Annotated in this window: 11 protein-coding genes; 4 read left to right on the top strand and 7 right to left on the bottom strand. The window is 74.8% G+C overall.

What is annotated here, in order from left to right:
- The first annotated feature begins 242 nt into the window (after positions 1-242).
- On the top strand, positions 243-1,505 hold the full coding sequence (locus I5Q34_RS08810) for a globin domain-containing protein (protein WP_277965707.1): 1,263 nt from the start codon (positions 243-245) through the stop codon (positions 1,503-1,505).
- On the opposite strand, the gene I5Q34_RS08805 is transcribed toward I5Q34_RS08810, so the two are convergent.
- The 4 genes from I5Q34_RS08805 to I5Q34_RS08790 form a co-directional block, all read right to left on the bottom strand.
- Positions 1,500-2,279, bottom strand: a complete 780-nt coding sequence (locus tag I5Q34_RS08805; RefSeq protein WP_199891627.1) for a hypothetical protein — start codon at positions 2,277-2,279, stop codon at positions 1,500-1,502. The two genes, I5Q34_RS08810 and I5Q34_RS08805, sit on opposite strands and share 6 nt — an antisense overlap.
- 151 nt (positions 2,280-2,430) lie before the next feature.
- The gene (locus I5Q34_RS08800) at positions 2,431-3,561 is read right to left on the bottom strand and encodes a hypothetical protein (protein WP_199891626.1); all 1,131 of its coding nucleotides are present in this window, start codon (positions 3,559-3,561) and stop codon (positions 2,431-2,433) included.
- Positions 3,562-3,952: 391 nt separating this feature from the next.
- Positions 3,953-4,405 (bottom strand): hypothetical protein, encoded by a 453-nt coding sequence (locus I5Q34_RS08795; protein WP_199891625.1) that lies wholly within the window; start codon positions 4,403-4,405, stop codon positions 3,953-3,955.
- Between the two features lie 44 nt (positions 4,406-4,449).
- A complete protein-coding gene (locus tag I5Q34_RS08790) occupies positions 4,450-4,854 on the bottom strand; it encodes a hypothetical protein (RefSeq protein ID WP_199891624.1) in 405 nt (134 codons plus the stop codon).
- Positions 4,855-5,076: 222 nt separating this feature from the next.
- Here I5Q34_RS08790 and I5Q34_RS08785 point away from each other — a divergent pair, with 222 nt between their 5' ends.
- Positions 5,077-5,967, top strand: a complete 891-nt coding sequence (locus I5Q34_RS08785) for an LLM class flavin-dependent oxidoreductase (RefSeq protein ID WP_199891623.1) — start codon at positions 5,077-5,079, stop codon at positions 5,965-5,967.
- A gap of 3 nt (positions 5,968-5,970) precedes the next feature.
- Here the strand turns inward: I5Q34_RS08785 and I5Q34_RS08780 are convergent, their stop codons facing one another.
- Genes I5Q34_RS08780 through I5Q34_RS08770 form a run of 3 tightly spaced genes read right to left on the bottom strand, consistent with a single transcriptional unit; the run spans position 5,971 to position 9,583 of the window.
- On the bottom strand, positions 5,971-6,984 hold the full coding sequence (locus I5Q34_RS08780; RefSeq protein ID WP_199891622.1) for a methyltransferase: 1,014 nt from the start codon (positions 6,982-6,984) through the stop codon (positions 5,971-5,973).
- 17 nt (positions 6,985-7,001) lie between these two features.
- Positions 7,002-8,180: an FAD-dependent monooxygenase gene (locus I5Q34_RS08775; protein ID WP_199891621.1), complete on the bottom strand. Its 1,179-nt coding sequence runs from the start codon at positions 8,178-8,180 to the stop codon at positions 7,002-7,004.
- A gap of 5 nt (positions 8,181-8,185) precedes the next feature.
- Entirely contained in the window at positions 8,186-9,583 is a 1,398-nt protein-coding gene (locus I5Q34_RS08770) for a glutamine synthetase family protein (protein ID WP_199891620.1), read from the bottom strand.
- Between the two features lie 409 nt (positions 9,584-9,992).
- Here I5Q34_RS08770 and I5Q34_RS08765 point away from each other — a divergent pair, with 409 nt between their 5' ends.
- Both I5Q34_RS08765 and I5Q34_RS08760 read left to right on the top strand, forming a co-directional pair.
- Positions 9,993-11,567 carry a class I adenylate-forming enzyme family protein gene (locus tag I5Q34_RS08765; RefSeq protein WP_199891619.1) on the top strand — a complete coding sequence of 525 codons (1,575 nt, stop codon included), beginning with the start codon at positions 9,993-9,995 and terminating at the stop codon, positions 11,565-11,567.
- 49 nt (positions 11,568-11,616) lie between these two features.
- Entirely contained in the window at positions 11,617-12,612 is a 996-nt protein-coding gene (locus I5Q34_RS08760; RefSeq protein ID WP_234428668.1) for a zinc-binding dehydrogenase, read from the top strand.
- Positions 12,613-12,642 lie beyond the last annotated feature (30 nt).

The raw sequence follows: 12,642 nt of genomic DNA, 5'->3' as shown, positions 1-12,642 counted from the left end.
CAGCACACATCCCACCCCCACCGCATGGGCCGAACGGCCCCACCCCCCAGGGCCCATCGGGCACAACCCCCCGGTGCCATACTGACGCGCGCCGCCCACCGGACGGCCGGGACACCGGCACCACGGCAGCCGGCCCGTACCACCCGTCCTCCCCCAGGAGACCCGCCCATGGCACGCCCCGACCCCCACGCCCCCACCGCCCGCCCGGCGGCACGGGCCCCGCAAGCGAAGGGGTGCTGACCGTGAACACCGTCGGCGACGAGTACCACGGCCTGCTGGCCCGCCACGACGCCATGCGGCTGCGCCGCTCCCTGCTGTCCTCCGGGCAGCCCGAACGCCCGGCGGCCGCCCCGGCGCCGGCCTCCTACGACGGCCGGGCCGACCAGGCCGTGATCCTGCGGGGCCTGGACCTCGTGTCCCCCTTCGACGGCCTGATCGCCGAGCTGTACGCCGAACTCTTCGCGCGCCACCCCTACTTGCGCGCCCTCTTCCCCGAGTCGATGGAGTTCCAGCGCCGGCACCTCGCGCACATCTTCCACTACCTCATCGAGAACCTGCACGACCCCGGCCACGTCACCGCCACCTTCACCCGCCTCGGCCGCGACCACCGCAAGCTCGGCGTGCGGCCCGCGCACTACGAGGCGTTCGAGGCGGCCCTGCGCGAGGCGCTGCGCCGCACCGCCGGCTCGCGCTGGACACAGGCGATGGAGGGCGCCTGGCTGCGGATGCTGCGCTTCGCCGTCGGCTCCATGGTCGAGGGCGCAGACGCCGCCCTCGGCGAGCCGCCCGCCTGGCGGGCCACGGTCACCGCGCACGAGCGGCGCCGCCCGGACCTCGCCGTCCTGCGCGTACGGACCGGCGAGCCGTACCCCTACCGCGCCGGACAGTACGCCGCCGTCCAGTCGCCGCTGCTGCCCCAGGCCTGGCGGCACCACTCCTTCGCCTGCGCACCGCGTCCCGACGGGGAACTGGAGTTCCACGTGCGGCTCGCCGGGCGCGGGGGAGTGAGCGAGGCGCTCGTGGACCGCACCCGCGTCGGCGACACCCTGCGCCTGGGGCCCGCGAGCGGCACCATGACCCTCGACGAGGACCTGCCCCGCGACCTGCTGCTCGTCGCGGGCGACACCGGCTGGGCGCCGCTGAAGGCCCTGCTGGAGGAGGTGTCCGCGCGGCGCCCCGGGCCCCGCTCCGTCCACCTCTTCCTCGGCGCGCGCCGCTTCGCCGACCTGTACGACGTCGAGGCCGCCACCGGCCTGGCCCTGCGCCGCCCCTGGCTGCGGGTCGCCCCCCTGGTCGCGGACGAACCGGAGCCGCGCGCCTGGGAGTCGCTGGCCGGCGCCGTGCTCCGGCACGGCGACTGGTCGCGCCACACCGCCTACCTCGGCGGCCCGCCCGCCCTCGTCGCCTCCGCCGCGGCCGGCCTGGCCGCCGCCGGGGTGCCCGCCGGGCACGTGCGGCACGACCCGCTGCCGGCCACCCCCGGCCTGGCCCTGGCCGGCTTATGAGACGGCCGGACCCTCCGCGTCGCCGTCACCCGCCCGGTCGTCCAGGACGATCGTGACGGCCGCGCCCGAGCGCATGTCACCGCCGGTCCGCTCGACCGCCGCGGCGACGCGCACGTACAGCTCCACCGCCAGCGCCCAGTCCCCGGCGGCGCCGCGCCCCGAACCGGCCGTGTGCCACAGGCTGGTGAGGACGGCGATCAGCGACCGGCCCGACAGGGCGGCCTCCACCCGGTCCCCGCCCGGGCTCAGGACCTGCCCCGGGGCGCGGAAGTGCCGGTCCCGGGCGGCCTGTTCGAGGACGAACGCCCACGTGTCCCGGTGACAGAGCAGCGTCGCGGACGCGATGCCGGCCGCGCACCGCAGCAGACCCGGCAGCCGGGCCGGGTCCAGCGGCGAGTCCCGGTCCGTGGGCTCCTCCCCGTCGCCCTCGTCGTCCCCGGCGTCCACGGCTTCCGGCGCCACGGGCGCCGGGTCCGGCCGGGCCTCCAGCAGGTGGCGGCGCAGGGACTCCATGTCGGTGCGGGCCCGGGCGATGTCCTGCCGGGCCTCGGCCAGTTCGCCCACCGCGCGGTCCAGCCGCCGGCGCAGGTCGCGGTTCTCCGTCCGCAGCTCCGCCACGCCCGAGGTGACCGCGTCGAGCAGCTCCTGACGTATGTTCCCCAGCGTGCCGCGGAGTTCGGCCAGGCCCGAGCCCAGCGCGTCGCCCAGATCGCGTCTGACCGCCCGGTTGTCCTCCAGGATCGCCGCGGTGTCACTCCGGTTGCTCCAGGCCATGCGCGGCCCCCCGACCTTTCCGCTTGCCGACCGGCTGTCCACCGGCCGCCGACGCGGAGAAGCCTTTCCATGCGAACCGCCGCTGACGCATGGAATTTTGGACGTACGGCACTTCGGCGGGGGAAACGGGCGAAGCGGTGGGACGGGCGGGTCAGTGGGTGCGCCACGAGCCGTCGGCCAGCGCCTCCGTCACCCGGCGCTTGACCGCCGCGCGCGCCTCCACGTCGAGTAACTCCCGGTCCAGCAGCCCCGGCCGGTACTCGTAGGGGGCCAACTGCGCCCGGATCCAGGCGTATTCCTCGGAGTACACCTCCGCCAGCCGCCGGCCCGCACGATCGCGGGCCTCGGCGTCCGCCACGCACCGCGGGTCCTCCTGGCCCGCCCGCCCGGCGGCCGCGGCCACGTGCCGGGTGCGGTGGCCGCACTCGACGCGCCGCTGGAGCACGGCGGCCATGAAACGCCGGGCGTTGAGCAGCCGGAACAGCTCGCCGTGCGGCAGCGACGCGGCCGTGGGCGGCAGCGGACCGAGCGCGCACGGGCTCCCGGCGCCCGCCAGCGGGAACGTCATCTTCGCCAGCTCCCGCAGCGCCTGGTCCCACCGGCGCAGCAGCAGCGGATGGAACAGGGCCGGCTCGCGGCCCTCCTGGCGGCGGGCGTCGTCGGCCGCGGCGTCGCGCACCGTGCGCGGCGGGGCGGTCAGCAGGCCGCTCACCCCGGGGGTGAGCGGGGCCTCGATCCAGCCGCGCCGGTAGGCCAGTTCGATCGAGTCGTAGACGTCCCTGGCGGCCGGCTCCTCCAGGGGAGCGAGGCCGTGCGCCGCGCGCTCCTCCGCCAGGAACTTGGCGAAATCGTCCGGGTGCAGCTTCGACAGCCAGTTGCGGGCGGTGTGGCAGGCGTCCCGCATCGGCGAGCGCAGCAGCCCGCCCTGGTGCGCGCGCCGCCGGAAGTCGGCCGCGACGCGATGGGCGGCGGTCAGGGTGCTCCGCACCCGGCGCAGCCGGTACTCGTTGCGGGTGGCGCGCGGATCGCCGGTGCACAGCATCCGCTCCACCGACACCTGGAGCTCGCCCTCCGCGTACTTGAGGGCGTCCAGCCAGTCGAGGTGCCACTCGCGGCGGCGCAGCAGCCGCCGGGTGGACGACGGGACGCGCATCGTCGCCTCGGCGATGGCCACCGTCACCAGGGCCGTGAAACTCCGCTCGAAGAGCGGGATCAGCTCGGCCGTCGGCATCACGGCGACGTCGCCGAGCCTGAGCCTTGGGTGTGCCGCTGGTCCGTCCACGCTTCCCCCTCGCCGGCCGGTGGGCAATCGCGAACATTCTGTCCCGCGCGGCGCCCGGAAGGGGGCGGTTCCGGCAGGGCGCCGCCCGCGCGGGGGCATCGGGGGACGCGGCGCCCGCGCGCGGACACCGCGAACGGGCTCCGCGCGCCCCGGACGCGCGCCGTCATATCGTGTGCGCGGTCGCACGGCCCTCCGCGTGCCCGGCCGGTTCCGGTCGCCCGGCGGCGCGGGGAGCGATGCCGTCGCTGTGCGCGCGGGCACGGAGGGCCAGTTGGGCCGCGCGGTCCGGTGCGGGCGCCCGCTCAGGGGTACGTCGGCACCGCGCCCCGCGGGCCGGGTGGGTGAACTCCTGTGCGACACGGACCACTTGGGAGAGTTCCGGTCCGCCCGCCTACCGGCGCGCGAGCGCCATCAGCCAGGGGGAGAGCGGCAGGCCCGCGGTCTCCTTGTAGGTCACGTCGCCGGGCAGCGGGACGGCCAGGGACGTGGCCGGAGGGAAGAAGCGGGTCTTCACCCGGACCCTCCCCGCGTACACCGCGCGCAGGAAGGCCCCCACGTGCTCGTGCGCGACGTCCGGGAACTCGACCCCCTCCACGACGATCCGGGTGTCCCCCTCGGGGTGGACCGTCAGCTCGACCGCCGGCGGGCCGGCCAGCTCCACGTACGCCTGGTGCGGCAGCGACCCGTCGGGATCGGTGACCGCGAACAGCGGCGCGCCGGTGCGGCGGGCCACCCGGTCGGCCCCGATGTCGTGCTCGATCCCGGTCACGACGCGGTCGTGCTCCGCCGCGACGTCGCGGACCGCGGCGAGGACGGCTTCCGTGCTGGGCTGCTGCGTGCTCATGGCAGCCATGATGCGGGGTGCCCGGGGGCGGCCGGACGGCAGGGTCAGAGGTGGATCTCCTCGCAGGCGCGGCCACGGGACTGGAAGCCGCCGTCGACGTGCTCCCAGCCCTCGGCGCAGACCACCGAGCGGTTCGGCAGGTCGCGCCCCACGCGGACGGTGAACTGCTGGTGGTAACCCCAGAAGCCCTTCCGGCTGTTGGTGTCCAGGCCGCCGCCCCAGATGTGGAAGTGCCCGGTGAAGTCGCCGTTCCACGTGGTCGAGGCCGACACCGAGTCGACGCGCAGCCCGCCGCCCTGGACGGAGATGCACGTGCGGTGGTTGCACCCCCGCGCCCCCGCGTCCGCCGACGGCGCCCCGGCGAACAGGAGCGCCACCGCCCCGGCCGTGCCCAGCCCCGCCCGCAGCGCCTGTCGAACCCTCGTCCCCGTGAAGCCCATGGAAGCCACGCTCTCCGTTCTCGCAGTTCTCGCATCAGCCGGTTCCCGCCCCGGCGGCGACAGGAGCGACCCTGCCAGCGTCACGCCCCGGGTCCCCCGTCCGGCGGCCGGATTCCACCCGAACGACTGAGAGGCGCGGCGGACCGGGGACGTCACCGGGCGCGCGGCCGAACCGGTGACGGCGCGCGCGGCGTGCCGGGCCCCGCCCGTCGGCGCTCCTAGCCTGACCGGATGCGCATCAGTACCGTCATCCTCCCCGTGTACCGCTGGCCCACCGCGCAGGAGCACTGGCGCCGCGCGGAAGAGCTCGGGCTGCACGCCGCCTACACCTTCGACCACCTGGCCTGGCGCAGCTTCCGCGGCGGCCCGTGGCTCGGCGCCGTCCCCACCCTGACCGCGGCGGCCCTCGTCACCTCGCGGATCCGGCTGGGCACCATGGTCGCCTCGCCCAACTTCCGCCACCCCGTGACCCTGGCCCAGGACCTGATGAGCCTGGACGACATCTCCGGCGGCCGGGTCACCGCCGGGATCGGCGCCGGCGGCGAGGGCTACGACACCACGATCCTGGGGCAGCGGGCCTGGACCCCGCGCGAACGGGCCGACCGGTTCGCCGAGTTCCTGCCGCTGCTGGACCGGCTGCTCACCCGGCCCGCCACCACCTCCCGGGGCACCCACTACTCGGCCGTCGAGGCCCCGATGATCCCCGGCTGCGTCCAGCGCCCCCGCATCCCGTTCACCGTGGCGGCCACCGGCCCGCGCGGCCTCGCCCTGACCGCCCGGCACGGGCAGGGCTGGGCGACCTTCGGCGACCGGTGGCACGCCGCCGAGCAGAGCGGGGACGCGGCCGCCGCGTCCGTGCGCGACCAGGTGACCCGCCTGAACGAGGCGTGCGCCGCGCTCGACCGCGAACCCGGCGACCTGGAGAAGGTCTATCTGACCGGCTTCACCAAGGACCCCTGGCAGGCGTCGGTCGACGCGTTCGTGGATCTGGCCGGCCGCTTCTCCGGCCTCGGCATCACCGAGGTGGTGCTGCACTGGCCGGTGCCCGGCACGATGTTCGACGGCTGCCAGGAGACCTTCGAGAAGATCGTCACCGAGGCCGCCGGGCAGCTCGCCGGCTGACCCTCAGGACGCCCCGTCCGGCACCAGCACCAGCGCCGACACCTCGCCGTCCGCGTCGTGGACGTCGTCGATGACCAGTCCCGCGGCGGCGGCGAGGGCGTTCCACCGGGCCAGGGTGCGCTCCTGGCCGCCGGTGATGGCCATCATCCAGATGTCCGCCAACCGCCCCTGGTCCGGCCCCCGTTCGGACAGCACGCGCTCCAGCAGGACGATCCTGCCGCCGTCGTCCAGGGCCCGGTGGCAGCGGCGCAGGACGGCGACGGCCTCGTCGTCGGCCCAGTCGTGCAGCACGCTGCCCAGCATGCAGGCGTCGTGCCCCGGGGGCAGGTCGGAGCGCAGCATGTCGCCGGGGTGCAGGACCAGGCGTTCGCCGAAGCGGGCGCGGGTGGCGTGCGGGACCAGGTCGACGACCTCGGGCCGGTCGAGCAGGGTGACCCGCAGCGCGTCGTCGGCGGCGAGCAGCAGTTCGGTGAGGCCGCCCGTGCCGCCCGCCACGTCCACGACGCTGCGGAAGCCGCGCTTGGACAGGTACGGGACGAGCGGCGCGTACAGCTGGACGGCCCGCGTGCGCATGTAGGCGTGGAAGGCGTTCAGGGACGCGGGGTCCCGGCTGATGCGCTCGAACAGCGCGCCGCCGCGGGCCCGTTCGTAGCTGGTGCCGCCGTGCGCCACGCACTCGGCGAAGGCGCCCCAGCCCAGGAACATGTCGATCTCCGCGAACTCCGGCCGCAGGGTGTCGGGGTGGTCGGAGCGCAGCAGCCGCCCCCCGTCGGTCAGGCGGACCGTCCCGGACGCGTCGACGCGCAGCACGCCGAGCGTCTCGGCGGCCAGCACCAGCCGTGCCAGCCGGCCGGGGTCCGCCTCGGCGGCCGAGGCGAGCCGGTCCATCCCGATGCCCTCGGGCGGAACCAGGTCGGGGACGGCCAGGGTGCACAGGGCGTGCAGGATCCTGCCGGGTGCGACGTCGAACAGCTCGGCCAGGCGCCGCCGCTCTTCCTTCACTTCCGCCTCGTCCATGCCCTTCGTGCTTCCTTTCATACGGTCAGGGGCGTCGCCCAGTCGAGGAGCCGCAGCAGGCCCTCGTCGAGGTGGGAGAGGCGGCGCAGCGTGCTGCGGCCTCCCCGGGCGTTCGCGATGGAGATCCAGTCCGGGGGGCCGCTGGCGGTGAGCAGGGCGCTCACGGCGATGTTCCGCTCCGCGCGCGGCCTGCGGTGGTGTTCGTAGAGGTCCAGCGCCGCCTGCCGGTCCGGGGCGTCGCGCAGCGCCTTCGCCAGGACGACGGCGTCCTCGAACGCCATCGACGCGCCCTGCCCGGTGGCCGGCGGCGCGGCGTGGGCGGCGTCGCCGACGAGCACGACCCGCCGGCTCCGCCAGCGGATGCCGGAGGTCAGGCGCACGGCGTTGGTCACCATCAGCTTGTCCTCGGTGGCCCGCACGATGTCGGCGGCGGGGGAGCGGTCCGGGCGCAGCAGGGCGACGAGGCGGTCCCGCCAGGTGCCCGGCGGGGTGACGGCGGCCTCCTCGGCACTGACCGCCGGGCCCCGCAGCCGGGCGAACCAGAAGGTCTCCCCGAGGGGCGACACCAGGCAGCCGAACAGCACCCGGCCGCCCCTGACCATGGTGAGGGTGTCCGGTTCGAGGCAGGCGCCGGCCGCCGGGTCGCGGGTGTAGCCGTAGAAGATGCTCTGGCCCGCGTAGACCGGCAGTGCCGCCGGGTCCAGGTGCGCGCGGACGGCGGAGCGCAGCCCGTCGGCCCCCACGAGCAGGTCGCCGGTGGCCGAACTGCCGTCGGCGAAGCGGGCGGTGACGCCCTTGTCGTCCTCCTCCACGGAGACCAGGCGGGACGAGTAGCGGATCGGCACCCCGCGCCGGTGGGCCTCCTCCTGGAGCGCTGCGCCCAGCTCGGCGCGGCGCATGCAGCGGTAGCGCAGCAGCGGATCGTCCTCGCCCAGCGGCACGGACTCCAGCCGCGCCCCGCTCTCGTCGACGAAGCGCATGCCGGTCACCGGGAAGCCGTGGCCGGTCACCGGCGCGGCCGCCCCGAGCTGCGCGAGCGCCTGCATGCCGTTGCTCGCCAGGGTGAGGAACGCCCCGATGTCCGCGCCGGCCCTCGGGTGCGCCTCGTGGACGGTGACCTCGAAACCGGCCCGGTCGAGGGCCAGGCCCGTGGCGGTCCCGGCGACCCCGCCGCCGATGATCAGGATCCCGGACACGGCCGTCAGCAGCCTTCGGCGCCGTACATCGCGTGCTCCCAGTCGGTGACGGCGCCGCAGAAGCGGGCCCACTCCTGGCGCTTCATCCGCAGGAACAGATCGGTCAGTTCGGGGCCGATGCCCTGGATCAGCACCTGGTCGGCGGCGAAGAGGTCCAGCGCCTCGTTGAGGGCCAGCGGCAGCGTCCCGAACCGGTTGGGGCCGGGGCCGTCGGCGCTGCCGCGGGCCGGGCCCGGGTCGATGCTGTTCTTCAGCCCGTCCTCGATGGAGGCGATGATCGCGGCGTGGGAGAGGTAGGGATTGACCATGGCGTCGGGGGACTTGACCTCCAGCCGCCCGGCGGCGGGCAGGCGTACGGCACAGGTCTTGTTGTCCATCCCCCAGTTGATCTCCTGGGGGGCGAACTGGCCGGTGGCGACGAAGCGTTTGTAGGAGTTGACCGTCGGCGCCATCACCGCCGCGGCCGCCGCAGAGTGGGCGAGGACGCCGCCCAGCGCGTGCCGCCCGATCTGGCTGAGGTGCAGCCCGGACGTCCCGGGGTCCAGCAGGATGTTGCGGTCGCCCTCCCAGAGGCTGATGTTGTGGTGGCAGCCGTTGCCGAGGCGGTCCTCGGCGGGCTTGGGCATGAACGTGACCGTCGCGCCCAGCTCGCGGGCCACCTGGCGGCAGATCAGGCGGTGCAGCACCAGCCGGTCCGCGGTCCGGTCGGCGCGGTCGAACATCCAGTTGAGCTCCAGCTGGCCGGGCCCCTCGCAGTTGCTCTCGATCATCTCGAAGCCGAGCTCGCGCCCGTAGGACATGACCTTCTGGTAGACCGGCCGCAGCTGTTCCAGCTGGCCCACGTGGTACATCGGGTGCGGGGTGCCGGGCACGTGCTCGGCGGACATCCCCGGCACCGTCCAGGTGGCCTCCGGCTCGCAGCCGCTGCGCAGCTCCAGCCCGGTGCGGGCGGTGAACGCGGCGTGCGCCCGGGCCAGACTGCCGCGCGCGTCCAGCGGCATCGGCTGCCCGCCCGCCCCCTCCGGCGCGCCGGACGGCTCGTACATGCGGCAGAAGAAGAAGCCGGTGCGCCGGTCCCAGGGCAGGACGGCGAAGGAGTCCAGGTCCGGCATCACCACGCACTCGCCGCGCTCGGGGTGGCCGGCGAGCATCATGCCGGCCGCGTCCATCTGGAGGTCGGCGAGGACGCCGGGGTGCGCGCGCAGCCCGTTCTCGACGTTGCGCACCAGCTCCGCGGCGGGTGCCACCTTGCCGACCACCCGGCCGGTGAGGGTGACCACCTGGTAGTAGACGTACTCCACGCCCGCCTCGGCGATGCGTGCCCGGACCGCCTCGATCGCGGCCTGGTCGCCGTTGCGTTCGTAGTGCTCGTCCAGCACGGACTGGGTGGCTGCGCTCGTCATGACGGGTCTCCCGTGGGTGGTCGCCGGACCGGCGGGCGGGCGGACGCGGAGTGGGATGGGGGCGGGCGGTACGCGCCGCCCGTCGGCGGGGCCGGAACGCGTGCCCCGCGGGGCACGGTGTCGCCGGCCCCGGACCACGTTATGCCACGGTGCGGCGGCCCGCGCGGCCAACCACCGGGGCAGATAGCCCGTTAGGGGGACATTCCCCTCGCGCCGCATATCGCCACGGGCCAGGGGAACACGTCATCCGCTCGCTCCCCGTCCATGCCGACGGGAGCACCGGGCGGCCCGCAACTCCTGCCCGGCAAACGGGGAGTTGGACGGTGTTTCGCCGCCCGGGGGAGAGCGCGTACGGCCCCGTTCCCGGGCGCTGTGCATTTAAGGTTCCGACCAAGGGAGCGATGGGCTCATGGTGCTTCACCGCATGGCGCGCAGCGGCATCAGACTGGGGACGCTGGTCGAGCGGGCGGCGGCCCGGTACCCGGCCAATGTCCTGGTCCTCGACCACGACCTGGACGTCGCCCCGGACCTGGGGCGCCGCACCACGGTCGCCGAACTGGCCGACCTCGTGGCCGACCTGGCCTCCCGGCTGTGGGCGGCGGGCGTCCGGCCCGGCGACCGGGTCGTGATCTACAAGTCCAACAGCCTCGACATCACCCTGCTCGCCTTCGCCGCCGCCCGCGCCGGCGCGGTGCCCGTCCTGCTCTCCGCCCAGCTCGACGGGGGGACGGTGCTCCAGCTGCTGCGCCGCGCGGACCGGCCGTTCCTCGTCACCGACCGGGAGAAGCTCGACCGCGAGCTGCCGCCGCCGGTGTTCGACGAGGCCGAGCAGGTGCTGGTCGTACGCGGCTCCTACCCGCGCGCCATCGGCCTGGAGTCCCTGGCCGGCGCCGAGCGGATCGCCCCGGTGGTCACCGCCCCGCACCGGCCGGCGCTGATCACCCACACCTCCGGCACCACCGGCGTCCCCAAACTCGCCGTGCACACCGGAGTGACCCAGCAGATCCGCTACCTCCTCCAGGTCTCGGCCCTCACCCCCGTGGTCCCGCGCCGGGAGACCATCGCCATCCACGCCTCGTTCGTCCACTCCCGGATGATCAGCGTGCTCGCCATCGCCCTGCTGCGCGGCCTGCCCATGCTGGTGCTGGCGGACGAGGACCCCGAGCGGGCCGCCGAGCACTTCGCCCGGATGCGCCCGGGCATCGTCGAGGCGCACCCCAACTCCTTCATGGCCTGGGAGCCGCTGGCCGACGACCCCCGCCGCCCCTTCGCCAACGTCAAGCTCTTCAGCAGCACCTTCGACGCCCTCCATCCGCGCACCGTGCACCGCATGCTGGCCGCCTCCCGCCGCCGCGCCCCGCTCTTCGGCCAGATGTACGGCCAGACCGAGACCGGCCCCGTCGTCTGCCGCGGCTTCACCCGCCACCGCTCCCGCCACGCCGACGGCCGCTGTGTCGGCTTCCCCTTCGTCGGAACCACCGCCGTCCGCGTCGTCAGCCGCGACGGCCGGCCGCCCTCCGCACGCACCCCCGGCTTCATCGAGGTCCGCAGCAAGGCGCACTTCGTCACCTACCTCGGCGAACAGGAGCGCCACGACGGCCAGTTCTCGGCCGACGGCTGGTGGCGCACCGGCGACGTCGGCTACCGCACCCGGTGGGGCTGCGTGCACCTGCTGGACCGCGAGGTCGACGTCATCGAGGACTTCGGCAGCACCCTGGACGCCGAGGACCGGCTGCTGACCGGGATCGCTGACCTGACCGAGGTCGTCATCGTCCGCGGCGCCGACGGCCTGCCCGTCCCCGTGGTGTGCACCAAGGACGACCGGCCGCTGGACCAGGCGGCCTGGCGGGCGGTGGCCGCCGCCCTGCCGCCCATGACCCCACCGGTGCACTGGCGGGAGGAGGAACTGCCCAAGACCGCCACCATGAAGATCAAACGATTCGAGCTGGCCCGGATCCTGGCCGAACGGCAGAGCACGGCCTGAAGGAACCCGGCGCCGGCTCCCGTCCCCTGGAGACTGTGACGTGGCAGAGATGCGAGCCATCCTCAAACAGGGCACATCGGTCCGGGTCAGGCGCGTCCCGGTGCCGGAGCCCGACGCCGGCGAAGTACTCATCCGCGTGGCGGTGGCCGGGGTCTGCCGCAGCGACGTGAACGCCGCGCTCGGGCTCGTTCCCTGCGCCGACCCGCTCGTCCTGGGCCACGAGTTCTCCGGAGTCATCGCCGGACTCGCCCCGGACGTGCGGGGGTTCGCCGTCGAGGACCGCGTGACCGTCATGCCGGTGATCCCCTGCCTGAAGTGCGAGCGCTGCGCCGAGGGCGACACCGAGTGCTGCCCGTACCACGAACGCATCGGCTTCCGCCGCCCGGGCGCCTTCGCCGAGTTCGTCACCGTCCCCGCCCAGGTCGTGCACCGCATGCCGGGGGCGCTCACCTTCCGCGAGGGCGCCTACGCCGAACCCGTCTGCTCCTCCCTGGGCGTCCTCAAGGCCGAGATCAAACCGCCCGACCGGGGCCTGGTGCACGGCGCCGACCGCACCGCCCGGCTCACCGAACGCGTCCTGCGTTCCTACGGGTTCACCTCCCTCGACGTCCGCGGCACCGGCACCGGGGAGGACCGCGCCGAGCGCATCCCGTCCGACACCTACGACTTCGTCGTCGCCAGCGAGCCCCGAGCCGAGGTCCTCGACGAGATGATCCGCGTCGCCCGCCCCGGCGGCCGCGTCATCGTCCGCGGCCGCCCCCTGGAACCCGTCGCCATCGACCTCGACGCCGCCCTGCGCAAGGAAGTCACCCTCGAATCGGTCTCCTACGGCGCCTTCGCCGAATCCCTGGCCTTCCTCTCCCAGGAGAACGAACCCGTCTCGGACCTGCTCGGCAGCGTCCGGCCGCTGGAGGACTTCGAGGACGTCTTCTCCGCCGAGAGCGAGAGCCAGCGCCTCAAGAGCTTCTTCTGCCCCAACTTCGCGGCGATCGGCACCGAAGAGATCGAGGCGTGGGCGCGGCTGATGTGCCCGGGGGCCCGATGAAGGGACTCATGGTCCGTAGCAAGGGATGAG

This window comes from Streptomyces sp. AV19, from assembly GCF_015999245.1.
Lineage (GTDB): Bacteria > Actinomycetota > Actinomycetes > Streptomycetales > Streptomycetaceae > Streptomyces.
Note: the sequence above shows the minus strand (reverse complement) of the source record. Positions and strands in the feature narration are given on the sequence as shown.

Coding starts and splice junctions, on each gene's coding strand:
- I5Q34_RS08805 (WP_199891627.1), bottom strand. CDS start 2,279: ATGGCCTGGAGCAACCGGAGTGACACCGCGGCGATCCTGGAGGACAAC.
- I5Q34_RS08795 (WP_199891625.1), bottom strand. CDS start 4,405: ATGAGCACGCAGCAGCCCAGCACGGAAGCCGTCCTCGCCGCGGTCCGC.
- I5Q34_RS08785 (WP_199891623.1), top strand. CDS start 5,077: ATGCGCATCAGTACCGTCATCCTCCCCGTGTACCGCTGGCCCACCGCG.
- I5Q34_RS08780 (WP_199891622.1), bottom strand. CDS start 6,984: ATGGACGAGGCGGAAGTGAAGGAAGAGCGGCGGCGCCTGGCCGAGCTG.
- I5Q34_RS08770 (WP_199891620.1), bottom strand. CDS start 9,583: ATGACGAGCGCAGCCACCCAGTCCGTGCTGGACGAGCACTACGAACGC.
- I5Q34_RS08765 (WP_199891619.1), top strand. CDS start 9,993: ATGGTGCTTCACCGCATGGCGCGCAGCGGCATCAGACTGGGGACGCTG.
- I5Q34_RS08760 (WP_234428668.1), top strand. CDS start 11,617: ATGCGAGCCATCCTCAAACAGGGCACATCGGTCCGGGTCAGGCGCGTC.